The organism is Synechococcus sp. MU1611, assembly GCF_020514255.1.
In the GTDB taxonomy this organism is placed as follows: domain Bacteria; phylum Cyanobacteriota; class Cyanobacteriia; order PCC-6307; family Cyanobiaceae; genus Parasynechococcus.
On the sequence record NZ_VTLC01000001.1, the window covers coordinates 522001 to 542755 of the forward strand.

Consider the following 20755-nt stretch of genomic DNA (forward strand, 5'->3'; position numbering starts at 1 on the left):
GTGCCAGACCCGGTTCAGATCAGGCTCGATCTGAGCCATCCCGAAACGCAGACCATTGGTGTGTCCATCCAATGGACACCCCAGACGAGGCGCCAGACCTTTCAGCTGCCGGTGTGGACCCCAGGGTCCTACACGGTGCGCGATCACGCTCAGCACCTCCACAGCCTGGAGCTGCTCGCCAACAGCGAAGAGCTCGCGGTGCGTCGTTTGGCGCCCCACCAGTGGCTGTGTGATCTTCCTGATCTGAGCCCGCTCACGCTCAACTATCAGCTTGAAGCATGGGATCTGACCGTCCGCACTGGGTTGCTGGACCCTGATTTTGCCTCGCTCTGCCTCGCCGCTGTGGCGATGGATATCGATGGCTTCCGCTGGTCGCCCCACCGCGTTGCGGTGAAGGCTCCGGAGCACTGGAGTGTGCATCTGCCGCTTGAAACCAGTCCTGAGGGGTGGATCGCTGCGGATTTCGATGCCCTCGTCGACAGCCCGCTCCATGCCGGTCCCTTTCAGGCGGAACCCTTCACGGTGCAGGCCTGCAGCCATGAGTTGCTGTTAATCGGCACTCCGCCCATGGGTTGGCCGCCGAACTTCCTCAGCGACATCGAGCGCGTTTGCAGCGCAACCTGTCGATTGATGGGAACTCCTCCTCCGGCTGGGGATCGCTATCAGTTGGTTCTTCAACTGCTCGACCAGGGCTATGGCGGCCTCGAGCACGATCACAGTGCCGTGTTGCAGTTCAGTTGGTCAGCCTTGGCCAAGCCCAAGGGCTACCGGCAGCTGTTGCAGTTGATCGGCCACGAATACCTGCACCAATGGAACGTGCGCCGGCTGCGACCTGTTGAGCTTCGTCCCTACGACTACGGACAGGCGGTGATCACTGAGGGCCTTTGGTTTGCCGAGGGGATCACCAGTTACTACGACCTGAGCCTGCCCCTGCTGGCGGGGCGTTCGGATCGACCGACCCTGCTCAAGGATCTGGGGGAGGAGCTCTCCAGCGTGTTGATGTCACCTGGTTGCTCCGTTCAATCGCTGGCAGCCAGTGCCCGTGAGGCTTGGATCAAGCTGTACAAGGCCACGCCAGCGTCGCGGGATACCCAGATCAGCTACTACCGATTGGGTGCCGCGGTGGCCTTCTGCCTGGATGTGCGTCTACGGCAGCGTGGTCAATCCATGGCGGCCATCCTGCGGGAACTGTGGTTGAGGCTTGGCCGTCAGGCTCGCGGTTACAGCCGCCACGACATCAAAGCCGCCTTGGCTCAATGGGATGCCGACCTGGCGGCCGATCTGGATCAATGGCTTGATCAACCTGAGGCTCTTCCCTTGATCGATTGCGTGGAGGCTCTTGGGCTGCGGATGGATCCAGTTCCGCTAAAGCATCCCGACCATGGACTCACGCTCAAGGATGGAGACGGTGCCGCCTTAATTCAGCGGGTGCGGCGCCAGAGTCCCGGCCAACGGGCTGGGCTTGTGGTGGGCGATGAGTTGCTTGCGATCAATGGCTATCGGGTGCGTCGCGGCAGCGATCTCCCGTCTCTGTTGGAGCAGCAGGACTGCGTGAGCGTCACCTACGCGCGACGCAGTCTCTTGAAGGAGACCCAGTTGTTTCCTGACAAAGGTGTGGACCATTGGTCGTTGGATTGGGATCCTGGGTGCACAACGGAACAACGGCAATTGCGGGATCGATGGTTCGAGATCGTTTAAGTCGTTATTGGAGCGGTCTTCGGAGTCGCGTTCAGGAGCATCGTGGTCTCTCGATTACTGCAGCAGCAGCAGGGTCGTTGGCGCTGGGCCTGGTGGGCTGGGTGTTGGTGGATCAAGGTGGGCTGTCTCATGCAGGGGTTCGCCCGTCCCTGATGGAGCTGCTCGACCAGGTGGGGAGGGAACGCGGTCGCCAATTGGAAGAGAACCCCTCCTCCTCGGTGCCTTTACCGCCGAAGTCGCGCTCGTGGCGCTCTCCATTGGCTCGCCAATGCTCTGATGTCGATACCGCGCTGCGGTCCCGTCTGAACCAGCTCGATGCCCGGTCGAGCTCCTGGCGTGCATTCGTGAAGATCGATCCCTCCAATTTCGGTGAGCGCTACGACCAAGACGCGTTCGGTCGTCGGATTGATGCCACTCCCAGGGTGGTGGTGCTGCACGAGACGGTGTATTCACTCGGTTCCGCCTTGAACACCTTCATGACTCCCCACCCGCGGGATGAGGATCAGGTGAGCTATCACACGCTTGTGGGGCAGGACGGGCGTGTTCTGGATCTGGTGGACCCGTTAAGTCGCGCCTATGGCGCCGGTTTTTCAGCTTTTCTGGGTGAGTGGGCGATCACCAATAAGAAGCTCAAGGGCTCTGTGAACAACTTCGCGTTGCACCTAAGCCTGGAAACACCGTCGTCGGGGGCGAACGCCAATGGCACCCATGCCGGCTACACGACCCAGCAATACGACGCGTTGGCTTTGGTGTTGTCGGGTTGGATCCGTTCTTTCAATCTCCCTCCAGCGGCGATCACGACCCATCGCCATGTGGATCTGGGCGGAGAACGGGGTGATCCGCGCAGTTTTGACTGGTCGAAACTTCAGGTGCGGCTGGCGGCTCTTGGCGACCTCTGCGTGACCTGAAGCGTCGTTAGCTTCTTGCTTGCTGTTAGCGCCGCGTTGACAACACTCCCCAGCGAGGACCTCGATCGGGTCATTGAAATGGCCTGGGAAGATCGCACCCCCTTCGAGGCGATTGAATATCAATTCGGACTCTCCGAGCCGCAGGTGATTGCTGTGATGCGGCAACACATGAAATCGTCGTCGTTCAAGCTCTGGCGCAAGCGGGTGAGCGGCCGCCAAACCAAACATGCCGCCACCAGCCGATCAGAGCGTTTTCGGGCCAGTTGTCACAAGTAATCAGCACTGCCTCATTTCACCGCAGGACGCCTCGCAGGATCCCCTCGACAAGGTCAGCCGGGATGACGCCCGGCGAGAAGTTTGAGCCTGAGTTACGGAGGTTCGGGCCTGAGAACAGCGCTGTAGCCACCGGCCGCATCACTCCCGCAAGAGGGACCCGGTCAGATCTGGATTGGGGAGGAATCGTAAAGGCCCTCACGCAGCCATAGAAATCCCTGGCTTCTTTGCACTGGTCAGCCACCTCGGGGGCTACCTGAGCGATTGCTGCTGTTGGGAGAAGCAAGCCAAAAGCAAGTGGTAAGAACAGTTTTTCATCGATCTGCCGTACTGGATCGATGAAAAAACAGAAACGGGGCTTTCACATCCCCCAAATGGGTGATGGTCGTCGCATCTTTTTCTCCCCTTACTTAGGGATTGGCGGACTCAGGGATTGGATTGGGGCTCATCCACAGCCAAGTTCTTCCCGTGAATGGCCTTAAACCGTGATGTCGGGGTTGGGTTGGCGGCCGCCGTAAATCAACCCGTGCAGCTCAGCATCTTGCATGTAGCCCAGCACGCGAGAGGGGTAATCCAGCTTTCCGTTGTGGAGATAAGTGAGGGTGGCGATCGCCTTGGCATCCAGATACGAGCGACTCGCTTGCAGCATCAAGCTCTCCGGCAGGCCAAGGGCCAGCTTCAGCCGTTGGAACTTCGCTGCCAAAAAAGTGATGTTCATCTCGGGGTCCAGCAGCTGTTTGCGGGCCCAGGTGATCTCCTCCTGCGTCGGATTCGCAGGCAGTCGCTTTTGATGGATGAGTTCCGAAACTCCGATCTGGGCCGGTCCATGGGTCTTCACCAGACCGGAATGGGCGATGAACGGGAGGCTCTCCCCCGGTTTGGAATGCTGGATCTCGTCGAACAGCACCGCTGTGATCAGCATCGGGTTGACACGATGCGTCTTCGATTCGCGCAGGATGACCGGTTTCAGCTCGCGCAGGCGATCCAACGTTTGCGAGCGCAGCGGTTTGAGCTGATCCACGCTGTTGGTGAACAGCTGGGCAAGCTGTGTCTGGGGGCCATGCACACCGAAGCGCCGTTGCAGCAGCTTCAGTTCTTCCGGTGAAAAGTCTGTTGGCTCGAGTCTGTCCCCGACAACCACAGGCACCTGATTCTCGCGATCAGTGACGGGTTGTACCCACTGTCCGATCAAGCAAAAGCTTGCTGCTGTCGCCAGAAGCGCAGTCGTTAATCGCAGTGACTCAGCCATGGGGGCTGGAAAACCGGTCAGTGGAAGGTGACATGAAACTAACTGTGGTGTCCTTTTGCGTGGGCATCCCGTCAGATCCTGGATACGTTCAGCAAGACTGCATCGCCCGCCCGGCATGAGCTTCCCGGATTTCAGCGCTTCCGACGCTCAGATTCAATGGCAGCGTTTCTGTGATCTCAGCTGGTACCACGATGATCTTGGGGTCTGGTTGGACATCAGCCGAATGCACGTCAACGCCGCAGACCTGCAGCAGTTGCAGCCGCGGATGGACAAGGCCTTCACCGCGATGCAGGAGTTGGAAGCCGGAGCGATCGCCAATCCGGATGAACAGCGTCAGGTGGGTCACTACTGGCTGCGCACTCCCGAACTTGCTCCAAGCTCAGAGCTGCAGCAGCACATCTCCCGGGAAATCGAGTTGATCGCCGCCTTCGGGCGCGATGTGATCAACGGAACGATCAAGGCCCCCAACGGTGAAGCCTTCACCGATGTGCTCTGGATCGGCATTGGCGGCAGCGGTCTGGGTCCGGCATTGATGATTCGAGCTCTGCAGAACCCCGGTCAGGGACTTCCCTTCCACTTCTTCGACAACGTTGACCCCAATGGGATGAGCAACGTCCTGGCGGGTCTTGATGGTCGCTTGGATCGCACGCTGGTGGTGACTGTGAGTAAGTCGGGAGGAACCCCCGAACCGCATATCGGCTTGGAGCAGGCCCGCCATCGGCTTGAAGCGGATGGAGGCCAGTGGGCTGGTCAGGCTGTCGCTGTGACGATGCTGAACAGCAAGTTGGATCAGCAAGCTCAGTCCGAGGCTTGGCTCAAACGATTCGACATGTTCGATTGGGTCGGTGGCCGCACCAGCATCACCAGTGCCGTTGGCCTGCTGCCTGGGGCCCTGATCGGTTGCGACACCCGCGACTTTCTCGCTGGTGCCTCTCAGATGGATGCCGCCACCCGCGAGGCGGATCTGCGTCGGAATCCGGCTGCCTTGATGGCGGCCTCCTGGTTTGTCGCCGGCGGCGGTCGGGGTCAGCGCGACATGGTCGTTCTGCCTTATCGCGATCGCCTGGAGGTGTTCAGCCGTTACCTCCAGCAGCTGGTGATGGAATCCCTGGGCAAGCGCCTCGATCGCAACGGTGAGGTGGTGCACCAGGGCATTGCTGTTTACGGCAACAAGGGCTCCACCGATCAGCACGCCTACGTGCAACAACTTCGTGATGGTGTCGACAACTTCTTCGCCACCTTCATCGAGGTTCTGGAGGATGTCAGCGACATCCCCGTGATTGGTGGCGAATGCCCCGGCGACTTCCTTGACGGATTCCTACAGGGCACCCGCTCAGCCCTCACTGAGGGTGGGCGCCAGAGCATGACGATCAGCATGCGGTGTTTTGATGCCCGGCGCCTTGGTTCCTTGATTGCCTTGTTCGAGCGCGCCGTTGGCCTGTACGGCGAACTCGTCAACATCAATGCCTACCACCAGCCCGGCGTTGAGGCAGGCAAAAAAGCAGCGGCGGCGATTCTCGACCTGCAAGGCCGTGTGGAAGCGATCTTGGCCGACGGTGTGGCCCGTTCCGCCGACGAGATCCGCCTGGTCCTAGGGGATGGCACCGATGAATCCATTTTCTGGATCCTGCGTCATCTCACCAGCAACAAGCGGGGTTTCAATGCTCAGGGGGACTGGGGCAAACCAGCTTCCATGCGGTTCAGCAAGAGTTGATTGCGCCTGGTATCAGGGCACCAGGTTCACCAGTTTCCCGGGAACCACAATCACCCGCCGGGGTGCGGCGCCCTCCAACCATTTTTCGGCAACTTCACTGGCTAGGGCGAGCCGTTCTAACTCTTGCTTGTCGGCAGAAGCGGGAACCTGAATCTTGCCCCGCACCTTGCCCTTCACCTGGATCACCAGTTCAACACTGTCTTGAATAAGAGCCGACGGATCGAGGGCTGGCCAGGTTTGGCGATGAACACTTCCGATTCCACCGAGGCGGCTCCAGAACTCTTCTGCTAAGTGCGGTGCAAAGGGGGCTAAGAGGCGAACCAGGCCGGAGAGGGCCTCCTGCAACACAGAATCACTCAGGGCGTCGACGCCTGTTGCGCTGATGGCATTGGAGAGCTTCATCAGCTCGGAGATCGCCGTATTCAGCTGAATCTCATCGCTGAGATCTTCGCTGACGGCTTCGATGGCGAGATGCAGGGCACGACGCACGGCGCTGTCGGCTTCATGAAGCGAATCCGACCGTTGCATCGGCTCCATGGAATCGATGCGTGCGGCACCCGCCTCAACAAGCCTCCACAGCCGTTGCAGGAAACGGAACTGACCTTCCACATCGGCGTCATCCCACTCCAGATCCTTCTCTGGAGGTGCCTTGAACAGGATGAACATGCGGGCCGTATCAGCGCCGTAGCGATCGATTACGGCTGCAGGGTCGACGCCGTTGTATTTCGACTTCGACATTTTCTCGAACAACACCTCCAACTTGTCGTTGGTGTTGGGGTCGCGGGGATCCTCTGGATCCGCCACATCCGCAGGAGCGATGTACTTGCCGGTTGTCGCATTTCTGTAGGTGATTGCCTGAACCATCCCTTGGGTAAGGAGGCGTTCAAAGGGCTCATTGATGTCAATCAGGCCGCGATCCTTGAGCGCCTTAGTGAAGAAACGGGCATAGAGCAGGTGCAGGATCGCGTGCTCGATCCCACCCACGTACTGCTTCACCGGCAACCAGCGGTTCACCGCCTCCTTGGTGAAGGGCTTTTCGGTGTTGTGGGGATCCGCAAAACGGAGGAAATACCAGGAGGAACACATGAAGGTGTCCATGGTGTCGGTCTCGCGCTTGGCGGGCTTGCCACAGTTGGGGCAGGGCACGTTGACCCAATCGCTCTGCTGACTCAGGGGCGAGCCACCCTTCCCAGAAAGATCAATGCCCCGGGGCAGTTCCACCGGTAGCTCGTCTCGGGGCACAGGAACAGAACCGCAGTCATCGCAGTGAATAACAGGAATCGGACAGCCCCAGTAGCGCTGGCGGGAGATCAGCCAGTCGCGTAATCGATAGGTGACCTTGCTGCGGGCCCAACCCTGTTCCGCTCCATGGCTGGTGATGGACGTCTTGGCCTCGGCTGATGCTGTGCCATCGAAGGATCCTGAATTGATCAGTGTTCCGGGATCCGTCCAAGCCTGCCCAGCGGCGATCGCCTCCGCAGCCCCCTCGGCATCGATCACCTGCTGAATCGGCAGATCATTCGATTGGGCAAAGGCGATGTCACGTTGGTCGTGGGCCGGCACGCCCATGACGGCCCCGGTGCCGTATTCGGCGAGCACGTAGTCGGCGATCCAGACCGGAAGAACAGCTCCCGTCAGGGGGTTGACGACACGACTGCCGATGGGCACACCCCGCTTGGGTCGGTCATCGCTGGTGCGTTCGATCGTGCTGAGCCGAGCCACTTCTTTTTTGAAGGCTTCGACCGTCGCCGTCTGCTCAGCGCTTGTCAGGTCGTCGACTTGCTCGTTTTCCGGAGCCAGCACCACGTAGCTCGCCCCGGCGAGGGTGTCGGGCCGGGTGGTGAACACGGTGATCGTCTGGTCCTGGGCCCCTTCAACGCAGAAGGTGATTTCCGCGCCTTCGGAGCGGCCAATCCAGTTGGCCTGCATGGTGCGTACCCGTTCCGGCCAGCCCTGGAGCGCGTCAAGGCCGTTAAGAAGCGGTTCGGCGTAGTCGGTGATGCGTAGGAACCATTGGTTCAGCTGGCGTTGTTCCACCAGGGCCCCGGAGCGCCAGGAGCGGCCGTCGCCATCCACCTGCTCATTGGCCAGAACGGTCTGATCGACGGGGTCCCAGTTGACGGTGGCATTTTTGCGATAGGCCAGGCCCCCTTCGAGCAGCTCAAGAAACAGCCATTGGGTCCAGCGGTAGTAGTCGCTGTGGCAGGTCGCCTGTTCGCGGCTCCAGTCAATCGATAAGCCAAGACGATCCAGTTGCGCCCGCATCTGATCAATGTTGCGGTCGGTCCAGTCCCCAGGATCGACATTCCTCTCGATCGCGGCATTTTCCGCGGGGAGTCCGAAGGCATCCCAGCCCATGGGATGCAATACAGAGTGTCCGCGCATGCGCTGAACACGGGCGATCACATCGGTGATGACGTAATTCCGCACATGGCCCATGTGCAAGCTTCCCGATGGGTACGGGAACATCGACAGGGCAAAGAAGCCAGGTTTGTCACTGTTCTCGTCGGTGGCATCCACCTCATCGGTTTTCCAGCTGTCCTGCCAGCGCTGTTCAAGCGCTACGGGGTCGTAACGATCGTTCTGCGTACTGGCGTCGACGGCAGGGTTGGCAGCGTTCACGGAACCAGCGCTCGGCAAGGTTGCGATCGTGCCACATGCCTGGTGTTCAGCCGAGGGAGCGGATCACAGTGATCTGGCGTCGATTGATCAGCACGGGCCGGCTGGCTGCCATGCGTTCAATGGCCAGAAATTCAGGGTCCTGCCAGATCAGACGCCCCTCGATGGGCTCTTGACCAACCAGCCCGATGCTGAGCGGCAGCTGTTCACGAATCCAGCTCTGCAGCAGCCGAACCCCCGGAAGACTTGGATCAAGTGGAGCTGTCTCCATAGGATTCAGGGGCGATACCGGCCACGCATGCTGCAGTTCAGCAAATATCAGGGACTTGGCAACGACTTCCTGATTGTGGAGGGCCGGCAGGGACAACTCCCCGATGCCATCAGTGATCCCGATCCCGCCTGGGTGCGCCATATCTGCGATCGGCGTTTCGGTGTTGGCGCGGATGGTCTGATCCTGGCGCTTCCAGCTCAGGCGGAGGGTGAACTGCGCATGCGGATCATCAATGCCGATGGAAGTGAGGCCGAGATGTGCGGTAACGGCATTCGTTGCCTGGCGCGTTATCTGGCCGATACCGATGGAGATGCGCCAGGACGAAGTTGGGACATCGAAACCCTCGCGGGAATGATTCGCCCTGAACTCATGGCGGACCGCCAGTTGCGGGTGGATATGGGGCCTCCGTTCCTCACGCCGGAAGGCATTCCCACAACACTGATGCCGGAGGACGGGCTGCCCCAGGGGGTGCTGATGTTGGAGGACGATCAACTGAGGGTGGCCGCTGTTGGTATGGGCAACCCTCACGTGGTGGTTCCCGTTGAGGATCTCGCCAGCATTCCCTTTGAGGCCTGGGGAGCTGCCCTGGAGGTGCATCCAGCGTTCCCGGCCAAAACCAATGTTCATTTCCTTCAGGTTCACAGCCGTGAGCGTCTGGAGATCCGGGTATGGGAGCGGGGTGCAGGTCCGACCCTGGCCTGCGGCACCGGAGCCTGCGCCACCCTCGTGGCGGCATTGTTGTTGGGCCTCGCCGATGACTGTGCCGAGGTTCTACTTCCCGGCGGTCCGCTGATGATCGAATGGCGCGATCGAAGCGGTTCGGTGCTGATGACTGGACCGGCGGAGGCAGTGTTTGATGGTGTACTGACGCCAGAGTTGGTTCCTGGTCCGTCTGCCGTGGCTCCCCAGGACAGTCCCGTTAACCAGGTCAGCACCAATTCCTCACCCGCCAAAGAGGTGACGCCTGCAGCGAGTCCAGAGGACGAAGCGGCCGCCCTGGAGCAAGTGCAGAACTTTCTGAACTCCACCTCTCTCGATTCGATGCTCAATCTCGCCAGTGAGTCACTGGAGCAACGCACCAAGGCGCGGTTCGAGCGTGACACGCCCTGAGCTGTATCTCGATGCTGCCGCCACGACACCGCCGCTGCCGGAGGTGATCGCAGTCATGCAGCAGCTCCAGCAAACGGCCTGGGCGAACCCCAGCAGTCTTCATGGAGCAGGGCTGGCAGCTGCGGAGGCCCTCGAGCGGGCCCGCTGGCGTATGGCTGAGCGTTTTGGTGTCGGCGCGGATCAGTTGATCGTCACCTCGGGGGCGACTGAATCCGTCCATCTCGCCCTTCTCGGCAGTGCCGCGGGTCTTGCTCCCGGCCGTGTGGTGATCTCTGCAGTGGAGCATCCAGCGGTGATCGCTGCGGCTTACCAACTCGAGGCCCAGGGGTGGAGCGTTGCTGAATGGCCTGTCGATGGGCAGGGGGTGGTGCGACTGGACCAACTCGATCAGCTGTTGTCTGCTCCGACGCGGTTGGTGTCCCTGACCGCTGCCCAGGGTGAGGTGGGTGCGCTTCAACCTCTGATCGAGGTTGCCCAGGCCTGCCGCGAGCGCGGCATCTTGATCCACAGCGATGCCACCCAACTCGTACCGCAGGGCTGTTTTCCGTTCGTGCGGCTCGGGGTCGACTTGCTGACCCTCTCCGCCCACAAGTTCCGTGGTCCCCGCGGCGTGGGCCTGCTGATTCGCGCCCCAGGTGTTGCCCTCTCAACGCTCCAGGGCGGTGGTGGACAGGAGCATGGCCTGCGCTCCGGTACTGAACCCGTCGCTCTTGTCAGCGGTATGGCAGAAGCTCTGAAGGTGCTTCCAAGCTTTGACCCCGTTACGCATCCCGTTCCCCCTGGCAGCGCAGTGAAGATCCGCCGCCAACGCGATCAACTGCTTGAGCGCCTACTGGAGCTTCCTCAGCTCCGGCTTTGCGGCCCCCCGCTGTCAGGCCGTCTGCCCCACCACATCGCGCTGCTGGTGAAGTCGACCGATGGCATGCCTCTGCCGGGTCGCGACCTCGTGCGGCGGCTTGCAGCGGCGGGTGTGGCCTGCAGCAGTGGCAGCGCCTGCAGCAGTGGAAGCAGCTCAGACAGTGCCGTTCTCACGGCCATGGGGATTCCCGAGCCTGAACGGCAGTCAGGGCTGCGCCTGACCCTTGGCCCATGGCTCTCTGATCAGGAACTCGACGCCGTTCCAGGCCGTTTTGAATCCGTATTGAGGGCTTTTCCCTGACATGCTTTGGCGATGACTCAATCCGACGCCCCCTGTCTCGACCTCCCCGCGGATCTGCTCGCAGCCGAGGAGGCCATGTTGCAAGCCGCCCTGGCAGCGGTGGGTTCTGGCGATGGCCAACGCTGGGCAGCAAGCCTCCGGTTTGAGGGGTTGCGACTGCTGCCGGTGGCGGTGCGTCTGGCCCGTGCACTCATCGCTACCGGTCAACAGCTGGTGATGGTCTGGCCCGACGCCGGCGCTGCAGCCCTGGCGCGGCGTGATGCGGAGGATCTCAAAGACGTGATTCTCGACTTCAATCAGCTGAAACGCTCGGACAGCACAACTCCCGATACGCGCCTGCTCCTCGCGGTGAATCCTTCGCCCGCTGATTACGAGGAGTTCCAGGCCTTGTGCGAAAACCATGCTGGAGTGATCCTGATGCTGAATGGACGTCTTGAAGACGCCGCTGTCGGGATCGGAAGCGTGGCCCGGGAGCGCCGCAAGGGTTTCGTGGCCAGTTGGCAACAGGCCTATTGGCTCCAGCCGTTGGATGGAGGAGCGTTGATGCGCTGCTTCCCCGATGACTGGCGTCTCTATCGTCAGGATCCCGATGGGTACCGGCAATTGGAGGTGCTTCCCGAACGTCCGGACCCTGACACCACCGCAGCTCTGCTGGCTGGGGAAGATCCTGACAGCATCAAGCAACAGCTCTCCGGTGTTGATCGCTTCCTTGATGGTCTTCGCAATTGAGATGCGGTTGGCTTGATCCAGGATCAGACACTCTTTAAGGTTCGTGCCCAAGCTCCCCTTCGATGGTGCTCAACAGGCTGCGATCCTTTTCTCCCATCGATGCAGTGGCAGCTGTTGTCGCCCTGGCAGCTCTGGGTGGAGTGATCTGGTCCCCCAAGCTCTCTAATGCAGTCGCGAAAGCGACTGGTGCCTTGAAGCCTGTGCAGGTCAGCGTGGATGTGCGTCATCTGTACAGCGCCAATCCTGAGCAACTGCTGAATTCAGCCCGGGAAGAAGCGGCGCTCAACATCGTGATACGGAACCAACCAGCTGGCCGTGTGACTTTGGTTTCGGTGGATGACCTCACCAATTCCCTGACGGCAGTTCAGCCCGATGGTTCGGTGGTTGTTGCTGATGCCCCCAGCACCGCCCTCCCCCGACACGCTCGTTTTGTGATGGAGGCCAATGCGGAGATCAAACCTTCAGGTGTTGTGATCGGCGGGACCAAGCTCAAGGTGGGTGTCCCCGTTGAGCTTGAAGGACGTCTCTACCGCTTAAACGGTGTCGTCAGTGGAGTGACGCCTCTGTGATGCGCTCTGCTCTATTCACGCTGCTTTTGCTGGCGCCCCAGTTGCCTCTGAGGGCAGCAACTCCGTTGCTGGCACCACCACCGGTGGTTCAACGCCAAGGCCAGGCGTTGCTCACCGGTGGAGCGCTTTGTCCCGCATTGCAATCGGCCCTGGAAACCGCTGTAGGTCCGGAAAAGCGGGTGTGGAGCGTCAGCGTTGTGGATCAACGCGGCCAGTTGCTGGCTGATCTGAACGGGGGGGTTCCCCGTGTTCCAGCATCCAATCAAAAACTGGTCAGCACGGCCTTTGCTCTGGATCGCCTCGGTCCCGACTTCAGGCTGAAAACGCAGTTGTTGCGTCATGCCGATGGGACGCTTGAAATTGTTGGGGAAGGGGATCCCGACCTCAGCATTGCGGAGATCCAGAAGTTCGCCATGGTGGCGCTCGGCCAGGGCGGCTCTCGCACCCCGACCAGCCTTTCAACAGTGCCTGTGCAGTTGATGGTGCGAGAGGAACCGCGGCAGCGCTGGTGGCCCGCCGACTGGGACCCGGCGGATCGCTCCTATGCCTATGGCGCTCCGATCACCCGCCTCGCTCTCACCAGCAATGCACTGCATATGGCGGTGATGGATCCAGCGGCACGGTTGCAGCGGATTCTGAATTCCACCATCCGTCAGCAGGGGGGGCAGATCCGTCTTCAGATGGTTGACCAGCAGACCCGAGAAGCGGTAACTGCGCGGAGTGATGAAGCGAGTGTGGTGCTGCACAGCGAGGATTCAGCGCCGATGCATGCTCTGCTCAGCCTTGCCAACACGGAGAGCCATAACTTCACCGCCGAGGTACTGATGCGCGAAGCCGCAGACGCTTGGGACGTGAATCGTGCGGCCCTGACTACCACCCGTTGGATGCAGGCGCAGGGACTTCCCATGACGGGTCTGCGGGTGAGGGATGGAAGTGGACTCTCCAGGGGCAACCGTCTCACCAGTCGTTCCCTCTCCGTTCTGCTGTGGCGCATGGCGCAACATCCCCTAGGGGCCTACTACCAGGCGTCGATGGCGATCGCCGGGCAGAGGGGAACGCTGCGCAACTACTTCCGGGGTACGTCGCTCCAAGGGCGTTTTTGGGGCAAAACAGGAACCCTGACCGGTGTTCGCTCGATTTCGGGAATTCTTGAAACCGCTGATGGGCCCCGATACGTGAGCATGATCTCCAACGGGGCCTATGCACCCAACAGCGTGATGGTTCAAATCCTTCTGGCAAGCCAGCGGGTCAGCCGTTGCCCCTCATGGAACGCAGGCGGGACGCTGCACGGTGTGCGCGACTAATCGGCACGGTCTTGGAATCCTCGCCACCGTTGGCCGCAGGGGTGGCTGAACGGATTGTCTGAATCTTGGATAGCTCCTGACGGCCGGCCATAACCACCTGGGCCATTTCTTTCAAACGCACTTCCAGCTCACCCAGCGTCTGTTCCGCGTAACGGTTAGCGCCATCCTGAACACCGGCAGCCTCCTGACGGCTGCGCTGGATCAGCGATTCGCACTGCTGCTGGGTCTGCTGGCGGAACTGAAGCGCATCGTTGTGGATCCGCTCGGCTTCGTCGCGGCCTTCCTTCTGAAGGCGAAGGGCTTCACGGCGGATGGTTTCAAGGTCCTGCAGTGCTTGTTGGCGGGTGTTCTCGTGTTGCTCAAGGTGTTGACGCTTGAGCTCGGCAATCTCTTTCTCCATCGACTGAAGCTGAAGCTGGGCCTGCTGGCGGTTCGCTTCATGCTGATCTGCGTGTTGCCGCTTGAGCTCAACAGCGTTTTTCTCAATCTGCTGGATTTGTTTCTGGGCCTGTTGGCGGCTCGCTTCGTGTTGTTCGGCGTGCTGACGCTTCAGTTCAATCGCCTCTTGATCCAGCTGCTGGCGACGCTCCAGGGCCTCCTGCTCCAGCTGCTGACGGCGGGCAGAGAACTGTTGCTCCATCTGTGCCAGCTTGCTTTGCATCTCCTGTTCGAGCTTGGCGCCCTGCTGACGCGTCGTTTGAAGCAGTTGCTCACACTGCTGGCGGGTCTGATCACGCATCTCATTCACCTGCCGCTCCGCTTCCTGGCGGATGGCGGCATTGTTCACCAGCTGTTCCCGTTGGCGCTGGGCCTGATCAACGATCTCCTCTGCGCTCTTGCGGGCGGTGTTGATGAACTCGTCGCGCCGATCAATCAGCTTGGCGGCACGCTCAAGATCTGTTGGCAGTCCTTCCCGTACGGCATCGAGAAGCTCCACGGCATCTGTTTCATTCACCAGACGTCCGCCGGTGAAAGGGAGTCGACTGCCTTCCAGAACAACTTCCTCCAACTGGTCGAGTTGATCGAGAACGGTGAACCGGACGTCGTTCATCTCAGCTGGTTGGGAAAGCCGAATTAAAGAGCCTGTTGAGGTCCTTCGCCACCTCTGGCGGCACCATGTGGTCGATGGATCCGCCAAAGCGGGCCACTTCCTTCACCACGGAGCTGCTGAGGAAGCTGTGCCGAGCAGTCGTGGCCATGAACACGGTCTCCAGATCCTCCGCTAACGACCGGTTGGTGTGGGCGATCTGTAGCTCATATTCGAAGTCACTCATCGCTCGCAGGCCCCGCAGGATTAAGTCGGCGCGATGGGTGACAGCGCAGTTCACCGTGAGGCCATCGAAACTGATCACCTCAACGCCAGACAAATGGCGCGTCGATGTGCGGATCTGTTCGATTCGTTCTTCGATCGTGAAGGCAGGTCGCTTGCTCGGATTGCTCAGCACGGCAACGACCACTTCTCCAAAGAGACTTACCGCCCGCTCAATCACGTCCATATGACCGTTGGTGAGGGGGTCGAAACTGCCTGGGTAAAGCGCCCGCATCGGGAATCAGCGATGGGCGGATCCTATGCAGCGGATTGCTGTTTAGATTTCGTCCATCGCACCCGTGCCATGAGCCTCGACGCTGACGCCAAAAAGGTCTTGCTCCGCAAGATCCCGCATGGACTCTTCATCTGCGGCGTTCGCAACGGCGATGAGGTCAATGGTTTCACCGCTAGCTGGGTGACCCAGGGATCCTTCGAACCACCTCTGGTGGTGATGGGCGTTCGAGCCGACAGCAGCAGTCACGCCATCATCGAAGCCACCGGCAAGTTCTCCCTGAATGTGCTGCGGGCCGACCAAAAAGATCTGGCTGCCGTTTTCTTCAAGCCCCAAAAGGCGCTTGGTGGTCGTTTTGAGGCGGCACCTTTTGAAGAGGGAGAACTCGGCTTGCCTCTCCTCACCGATGCCGTCGGTGGTGTGGAGTGCGAACTCGTGGGGGCGATCAAGCACGGTGACCACACGGTCTTTGTTGGAGAAGTGAAAACAGCGCGTCTAATCGCTGATGGTGATGCGCTGAATCTGGCCAGCACCGGCTGGAATTACGGCGGCTGAGCTGACGAGGTGGATCCAGTTCCAGCTCCCGGTTCACCGCTGCTGACGCAGCCTGAACGTCTTGAATACCGCCTGAAGGAGATTCCCGCTGAACCGGGTTGCTATCTGATGCGGGACGGCGACGACCGGATCCTCTACGTCGGTAAGTCGAAGTCCTTGCGCAGTCGGGTGCGCAGTTATTTCCGCAGTCGGCACGATCTGTCGCCACGGATCCGCCTGATGACGCGCCAGGTCTGCGAGATCGAGTTCATCGTGACCGACAGCGAGGCGGAAGCCCTCGTTCTTGAATCCAACCTGATCAAGAACCATCAGCCGCACTTCAACGTGCTGCTGAAGGACGACAAGAAATACCCCTACCTCTGCATCACCTGGAGTGAGGCCTATCCAAGGATTTTCATCACCCGTCGCCGTCGTTTCCGCAGCCCCCTGGATCGCTTCTATGGGCCCTATGTCGATGTTGGGCTGTTGCGTCGCACGCTGTTCCTGGTGAAACGCGTCTTCCCGCTGCGGCAGCGGCCACGACCGATGTATCCCGACCGCACCTGCCTCAACTACAACATCGGACGCTGTCCGGGGGTTTGTCAGGAAAAAATCAGCTCCGAGGACTACCACCGCACTATCCGCAAGGTGGCGATGGTGTTTCAGGGCCGCAGCGATGAGTTGCAGCAGCTGCTTCAGGAGCAGATGGGGCGTTACGCCGAGCGGATGGATTACGAATCGGCAGCCCGCGTGCGTGATCAACTTCAGGGTCTGGATCAGCTCACCGCAGACCAAAAGATGAGCCTGCCGGACTCTTCCGTGAGCCGTGATGTTCTTGCCCTTGCGTTTGATGAGCGGCTGGCGGCCGTCCAGCTGTTTCAGATGCGGGCCGGGAAGCTGGTGGGACGTCTCGGCTACACCGCCGATGCGTCTGGTTTGGAGCCTGGCCTGATCCTGCAGCGCGTGATTGAAGAGCACTACAGCCAGGTGGATTCCGTTGAGGTTCCGCCCGAACTTTTGGTTCAACACGCTTTGCCCCAGCAGACGCTGATGGAGGACTGGTTGTCGGAACAACGGGAACGTCGGGTGCAGATCCACTGCCCGCAGCGCCAGCAAAAGGCCGACCTGATCGAACTGGTTCAGCGCAATGCTGAGTTTGAGTTGCTCCGCGCCAAGCAGGGGCAGGAGAAGCAGTCTTTGGCGACGGAGGATCTGGCGCAGCTGCTGGAGTTACCGACCCCGCCGCGGCGGATTGAGGGGTATGACATCAGCCACATCCAGGGCAGCGATGCCGTGGCCTCGCAGGTGGTGTTCATTGATGGACTGCCCGCCAAGCAGCACTACCGCAAATACAAAATCCGCAGCAGCAGCATCCGAGCTGGCCACAGCGACGACTTCATGGCGATGGCGGAAATCATGCGTCGCCGTTTTCGACGTTGGGCTCGGGCAAAAGCTGAGGGCGTGGATGTGGGGGCGCTGCGACACAAAGGCGGCAGTGCGCTGCAAACCGACGGCCTTAACGACTGGCCCGATGTGGTGATGATCGATGGGGGCAAGGGCCAGCTTTCCGCCGTGATGGAGGCCCTGCGCGAACTGGATCTACATGAGGATCTGAACGTCTGCTCGCTCGCCAAACAGCGCGAAGAGGTTTTTCTCCCGGGTGAAAGCCAACCGCTGGAGAGTGAACCTGACCAGCTCGGTGTTGTGCTTCTGCGCCGGTTGCGGGACGAAGCTCATCGTTTTGCCGTCACCTTCCATCGCCAGCAGCGGGGAGAACGGATGAAGCGGTCTCGCCTGTCTGACATCCCAGGGGTTGGGCCGAAGCGGGTGAAGGATCTTCTGGCCCATTTCCATTCGATCGATGCCATCCAGTTGGCGTCGATCGAGACCCTCTCCAAAGCGCCTGGGGTGGGCCCCGCGCTGGCCCGCGATATCCATGACTTCTTCCACCCTTCCGAGGACGGGGACGGCGGTGATGACGGGGCTGCTTTAGAAGAACAGCCTCAGGAACTCTCCGCATGATCCGTCATCTCTGCATGGCCCTGGCAGGAGTGCTTTTATTCGCCACCCCGGTTTGGGCCTCTCCCGGCCTCTGCACAGGGCCTGTGTGTGCCGACGGCATCACCCGCAGTGCCAAGAATCATTGGCAGTTGGTGCTGCGTCTCAACGACCAGCAGGGCCATCACGAAAAGGTGGTGATGAATTGCCGGGCCGGCCAGCTGAGCCCCATGTCCGGTCCTGTGGACCGGGCCTATGCCACCGCCCTGGGTCGTCGTGCCTGCCGTCTTGCGGGTGAGGACAGCTGACGGTGGACCTCAGCCTTGTTTTTCCCCATCAGCTGTTTGAGCACCACCCTGCGATTCGTCCAGGACGTCCCGTTGCCCTGATCGAGGATCCGCTCTTCTTTGGTTCCGACCCCACCTGGCCGATGCAAGTGCATCGGCAGCGTCTTCTCCTTCATCGAGCATCGATGACGGCCTACGCCGAGATGCTTCAAGCCAAGGGCCTCACCGTTCTGCGCGTTCTGCAGGGGCAGGTGGGTGACACCGCTGAGATCCTGGCTGATCTAGTGGCCCAGGGATACCGCTCTTTTTATCTGGCAGATCCGGTGGACGACGTCCTCTCGAAACGCATCTCAGCCTTTGCATCGCGGCATCAATGCGGCCTAGAGATCGTCCCCACACCGATGCTGCTCACCCCAGCTGCAGTGATCAATGAACACTTCGCTGCTGGCAAAAAGCCCTTGATGGGTCGCTTCTACGAGATGCAGCGCAAGCGACTGGATCTGTTGATCGAACCTGAGGGTGGCCCCGTTGGCGGGCGTTGGAGTTTTGATGCCGATAACCGCAAGAAGCTGCCCAAAGGCATCGTTGTTCCTGATCCACCAGTGGAGCGCTCGACGGCAGCCGTTGACCAAGCGCGGCAGCAGCTGATCGAGGAGGGTGTGGCTGGTATCGGCAGCTGGGATTCGTTTCATTACCCCGTGACCCATTCCGAAGCTGCCCGCTGGCTGGATGGGTTTCTCGACCAACGGTTGCGAGAGTTCGGGGCCTATGAAGATGCGATCAGCACCCAGCACCGGGTGATGTGGCACAGCGTGCTCACACCGATGCTGAACATCGGTCTGCTCACGCCACAACAGGTGCTGGATCGCACGCTGGAGCGAGCTGCGAGCGGCGATGTTCCCTTGAATTCACTTGAAGGATTTCTGCGTCAGATCGTCGGCTGGCGGGAGTTCATGGCCGCGATGTACCTGCGCCATGGAGTGGAGATGCGAAAGGGCAATTTCTGGGGTTTCGAAGACCGACCGATTCCCTCTGCCTTCTACACCGCATCAACGGGCCTGCCCCCGATTGATGACGCCATCCGTCATGCGCTCGAGACCGGCTACTGCCACCACATCGAACGCTTGATGCTCCTGGGCAACGTGATGCTCCTCTGCGGATTCCATCCAACCCGGATCTACACCTGGTTCATGGAGCTTTTCGTCGATGCCTACGACTGGGTGATGGTGCCCAACGTTTATGGAATGAGTCAGTTCGCCGATGGTGGGCTGTTCACGACCAAGCCCTATCTGTCGGGTTCGAATTACGTGCGCAAGATGTCGGACTACCGCAAGGGGGAGTGGTGCGACACTTGGGATGGATTGTTCTGGACCTTCATCCACCGCCATCAGGACTTCTTCCGTCGCCAATATCGGCTGGCGATGATGGCCCGAAACCTGGACCGCATGGGCCCTGATGCTCTCTTGGCCCATCAGCGCCGGGCCAGCGATTTTCTTGACGGGCTCACCTGAACCCTGCGTAAGGTCGCTTCAGATCGGCTGTGTTGATGACGTTCTCGCCCGAGGCCTACCTCTGGTTCAAGACCCTGCACATCGTTGGGGTTGTGGTGTGGTTTGCGGGCCTCTTTTACCTGGTGCGCCTGTTCATCTACCACGTCGAAACCGAGGAGCTGGCGCCGGAACTGCAACAGCCGTTCCGGGATCAGTACACCTTGATGGAGAAACGTCTCGCCAACATCATCACCACGCCCGGCATGGTTGTGGCTGTCTCGATGGCCATCGGCCTGCTGTTGGCTCAACCGTCTTGGCTTCAGCAGGGCTGGATGCACGCCAAACTTGCTTTTGTGGCAGCCCTGCTGGCCTATCACGTGTTTTGTTATCGGCTTATGGGCCAACTGCACGCGGGCACCTGCGCCTGGTCGGGCAAGCAGCTTCGGGCTCTGAATGAGCTGCCCACCCTGCTGCTGGTGATCGTGGTGATGCTGGTGGTGTTCAAGACGCAATTCCCCACAAGCGCGGCGACCTGGTTCATCGTTGCCCTGGTGGTGTTCATGGCCGCGTCGATCCAGTTCTATGCCCGCTGGCGGCGTCTGCGGGCTGAAGCCTCTGCCAAAGCCTGAGATGACCCACCCCCTCAAGGCCGTCCTCGAGCAGGTGGGACCGTCGAGCTGCCCCACCACGCACAACTTTCACTGCCACACCGTCTGCAGTGACGGAAGCCTCGAACCTCTCGAGCTCATCCAACAGGCCACCGAGCTGGGGCTCCAGCACCTGGCGGTGACGGATCACCACAGCTCCCAGGCCCACAGGGAGATCCGTGCCTGGTTAGATCAGCAACGCGGCGCCGGTGCTGTGTGTCCCATGGTCTGGAGCGGGATGGAAATCAGTGCTTTGCTGAAGGGATGCCTTGTACATGTGCTGGCTCTCGGCTTTGAGCTGCACCACCCAGCACTTCAGCCTTACAACCGCGGTGATGCCGTCGTTGGAGAACCGTTGCGTGCCGAGGCGGTGGTCAAGGCCATTCATGCCGCCGGCGGATTGGCGATCCTTGCTCATCCCGCCCGGTATCGCCTTGACCATGACGTTCTGATCAACGAGGCGGCTCGGCTGGGTTTCGATGGGGGTGAGGCCTGGTACGACTACGACATGCAAACGACCTGGTCTGCCAGCCCGTTGATCTGCGACTCCATCGATCGTCAGCTCGGCAACCTTGGCCTTTTGCGTACGTGTGGCACTGATACCCATGGAATTGACCTTCGTGGCCGCTAAGTTCGGTCCATCTCAGTTCCGGTC

20 protein-coding genes are annotated in these 20755 nt (G+C 60.5%); 15 read left to right on the top strand and 5 right to left on the bottom strand.

All coding sequences use genetic code 11. From position 1 onward, the window contains the following. The 3 genes from FZZ92_RS03195 to FZZ92_RS03205 are packed head-to-tail and all read left to right on the top strand — an operon-like array spanning position 1 to position 2882. A complete protein-coding gene (locus tag FZZ92_RS03195) occupies positions 1-1698 on the top strand; it encodes a PDZ domain-containing protein (RefSeq protein ID WP_226397610.1) in 1698 nt (565 codons plus the stop codon). Then, complete coding sequence (locus FZZ92_RS03200; RefSeq protein WP_226422554.1) at positions 1680-2606, top strand: N-acetylmuramoyl-L-alanine amidase; 927 nt, start codon at positions 1680-1682, stop codon at positions 2604-2606. Before FZZ92_RS03195 ends, FZZ92_RS03200 begins: the two co-directional genes overlap by 19 nt. A gap of 36 nt (positions 2607-2642) precedes the next feature. Next, the gene (locus FZZ92_RS03205; RefSeq protein ID WP_226397612.1) at positions 2643-2882 is read left to right on the top strand and encodes a TIGR03643 family protein; all 240 of its coding nucleotides are present in this window, start codon (positions 2643-2645) and stop codon (positions 2880-2882) included. Positions 2883-3357: 475 nt separating this feature from the next. Here FZZ92_RS03205 and FZZ92_RS03210 read toward each other — a convergent pair whose 3' ends face one another. After that, positions 3358-4128, bottom strand: a complete 771-nt coding sequence (locus FZZ92_RS03210; protein WP_226397613.1) for a helicase DnaB — start codon at positions 4126-4128, stop codon at positions 3358-3360. Between the two features lie 115 nt (positions 4129-4243). On the opposite strand from FZZ92_RS03210, the gene FZZ92_RS03215 reads away from it, so the two are divergent. Further along, entirely contained in the window at positions 4244-5842 is a 1599-nt protein-coding gene (locus FZZ92_RS03215; RefSeq protein ID WP_226422555.1) for a glucose-6-phosphate isomerase, read from the top strand. Between the two features lie 12 nt (positions 5843-5854). On the opposite strand, the gene leuS is transcribed toward FZZ92_RS03215, so the two are convergent. Then, positions 5855-8464, bottom strand: a complete 2610-nt coding sequence (leuS, locus tag FZZ92_RS03220; protein WP_226397615.1) for a leucine--tRNA ligase — start codon at positions 8462-8464, stop codon at positions 5855-5857. 46 nt (positions 8465-8510) lie between these two features. After that, positions 8511-8732 (bottom strand): hypothetical protein, encoded by a 222-nt coding sequence (locus tag FZZ92_RS03225; protein WP_115022083.1) that lies wholly within the window; start codon positions 8730-8732, stop codon positions 8511-8513. A 27-nt stretch (positions 8733-8759) separates the two neighbouring features. On the opposite strand from FZZ92_RS03225, the gene dapF reads away from it, so the two are divergent. From dapF to dacB, 5 genes are all read left to right on the top strand, one after another. Beyond that, complete coding sequence (dapF, locus tag FZZ92_RS03230; protein ID WP_226422556.1) at positions 8760-9842, top strand: diaminopimelate epimerase; 1083 nt, start codon at positions 8760-8762, stop codon at positions 9840-9842. Continuing rightward, the gene (locus FZZ92_RS03235; protein WP_226422557.1) at positions 9829-11001 is read left to right on the top strand and encodes an aminotransferase class V-fold PLP-dependent enzyme; all 1173 of its coding nucleotides are present in this window, start codon (positions 9829-9831) and stop codon (positions 10999-11001) included. The genes dapF and FZZ92_RS03235 overlap by 14 nt, the downstream gene beginning before the upstream one ends. A gap of 12 nt (positions 11002-11013) precedes the next feature. Beyond that, the gene (locus FZZ92_RS03240) at positions 11014-11730 is read left to right on the top strand and encodes a DUF1995 family protein (protein ID WP_115023046.1); all 717 of its coding nucleotides are present in this window, start codon (positions 11014-11016) and stop codon (positions 11728-11730) included. Between the two features lie 62 nt (positions 11731-11792). Then, a complete protein-coding gene (locus FZZ92_RS03245; protein ID WP_226422558.1) occupies positions 11793-12299 on the top strand; it encodes a DUF4330 domain-containing protein in 507 nt (168 codons plus the stop codon). Further along, positions 12299-13603: a D-alanyl-D-alanine carboxypeptidase/D-alanyl-D-alanine-endopeptidase gene (gene dacB, locus FZZ92_RS03250; protein WP_226397619.1), complete on the top strand. Its 1305-nt coding sequence runs from the start codon at positions 12299-12301 to the stop codon at positions 13601-13603. The genes FZZ92_RS03245 and dacB overlap by 1 nt, the downstream gene beginning before the upstream one ends. On the opposite strand, the gene FZZ92_RS03255 is transcribed toward dacB, so the two are convergent. Then, a complete protein-coding gene (locus FZZ92_RS03255; protein ID WP_115023051.1) occupies positions 13548-14654 on the bottom strand; it encodes a hypothetical protein in 1107 nt (368 codons plus the stop codon). The two genes, dacB and FZZ92_RS03255, sit on opposite strands and share 56 nt — an antisense overlap. A 1-nt stretch (position 14655) precedes the next feature. Next, entirely contained in the window at positions 14656-15147 is a 492-nt protein-coding gene (coaD, locus tag FZZ92_RS03260) for a pantetheine-phosphate adenylyltransferase (RefSeq protein ID WP_226397620.1), read from the bottom strand. 69 nt (positions 15148-15216) lie between these two features. Between coaD and FZZ92_RS03265 the strand changes: the two genes are divergently transcribed. From FZZ92_RS03265 to FZZ92_RS03290, 6 genes are read left to right on the top strand one after another with little or no spacing between them, the layout of a single operon-like run. Further along, a complete protein-coding gene (locus tag FZZ92_RS03265) occupies positions 15217-15699 on the top strand; it encodes a flavin reductase family protein (protein ID WP_226397767.1) in 483 nt (160 codons plus the stop codon). 9 nt (positions 15700-15708) lie between these two features. Beyond that, positions 15709-17700: an excinuclease ABC subunit UvrC gene (uvrC, locus tag FZZ92_RS03270; RefSeq protein WP_226397621.1), complete on the top strand. Its 1992-nt coding sequence runs from the start codon at positions 15709-15711 to the stop codon at positions 17698-17700. Next, on the top strand, positions 17697-17984 hold the full coding sequence (locus tag FZZ92_RS03275) for a hypothetical protein (RefSeq protein ID WP_115023056.1): 288 nt from the start codon (positions 17697-17699) through the stop codon (positions 17982-17984). The genes uvrC and FZZ92_RS03275 overlap by 4 nt, the downstream gene beginning before the upstream one ends. Before the next feature lie 2 nt (positions 17985-17986). Continuing rightward, positions 17987-19474: a cryptochrome/photolyase family protein gene (locus FZZ92_RS03280; protein WP_226422559.1), complete on the top strand. Its 1488-nt coding sequence runs from the start codon at positions 17987-17989 to the stop codon at positions 19472-19474. Between the two features lie 35 nt (positions 19475-19509). Continuing rightward, a complete protein-coding gene (hemJ, locus tag FZZ92_RS03285) occupies positions 19510-20082 on the top strand; it encodes a protoporphyrinogen oxidase HemJ (RefSeq protein WP_166016555.1) in 573 nt (190 codons plus the stop codon). Position 20083: 1 nt separating this feature from the next. Continuing rightward, positions 20084-20731 (top strand): PHP domain-containing protein, encoded by a 648-nt coding sequence (locus FZZ92_RS03290; RefSeq protein ID WP_166016554.1) that lies wholly within the window; start codon positions 20084-20086, stop codon positions 20729-20731. The last annotated feature ends 24 nt before the right edge of the window (positions 20732-20755 follow it).

Coding starts and splice junctions, on each gene's coding strand:
- FZZ92_RS03255 (WP_115023051.1), bottom strand. CDS start 14,654: ATGAACGACGTCCGGTTCACCGTTCTCGATCAACTCGACCAGTTGGAG.
- FZZ92_RS03200 (WP_226422554.1), top strand. CDS start 1,680: ATGGTTCGAGATCGTTTAAGTCGTTATTGGAGCGGTCTTCGGAGTCGC.
- FZZ92_RS03210 (WP_226397613.1), bottom strand. CDS start 4,128: ATGGCTGAGTCACTGCGATTAACGACTGCGCTTCTGGCGACAGCAGCA.
- hemJ (WP_166016555.1), top strand. CDS start 19,510: ATGACGTTCTCGCCCGAGGCCTACCTCTGGTTCAAGACCCTGCACATC.
- dapF (WP_226422556.1), top strand. CDS start 8,760: ATGCTGCAGTTCAGCAAATATCAGGGACTTGGCAACGACTTCCTGATT.
- FZZ92_RS03240 (WP_115023046.1), top strand. CDS start 11,014: ATGACTCAATCCGACGCCCCCTGTCTCGACCTCCCCGCGGATCTGCTC.
- dacB (WP_226397619.1), top strand. CDS start 12,299: ATGCGCTCTGCTCTATTCACGCTGCTTTTGCTGGCGCCCCAGTTGCCT.
- FZZ92_RS03225 (WP_115022083.1), bottom strand. CDS start 8,732: ATGGAGACAGCTCCACTTGATCCAAGTCTTCCGGGGGTTCGGCTGCTG.
- FZZ92_RS03275 (WP_115023056.1), top strand. CDS start 17,697: ATGATCCGTCATCTCTGCATGGCCCTGGCAGGAGTGCTTTTATTCGCC.
- FZZ92_RS03245 (WP_226422558.1), top strand. CDS start 11,793: ATGGTGCTCAACAGGCTGCGATCCTTTTCTCCCATCGATGCAGTGGCA.
- FZZ92_RS03215 (WP_226422555.1), top strand. CDS start 4,244: ATGAGCTTCCCGGATTTCAGCGCTTCCGACGCTCAGATTCAATGGCAG.
- coaD (WP_226397620.1), bottom strand. CDS start 15,147: ATGCGGGCGCTTTACCCAGGCAGTTTCGACCCCCTCACCAACGGTCAT.
- FZZ92_RS03265 (WP_226397767.1), top strand. CDS start 15,217: ATGAGCCTCGACGCTGACGCCAAAAAGGTCTTGCTCCGCAAGATCCCG.
- FZZ92_RS03290 (WP_166016554.1), top strand. CDS start 20,084: ATGACCCACCCCCTCAAGGCCGTCCTCGAGCAGGTGGGACCGTCGAGC.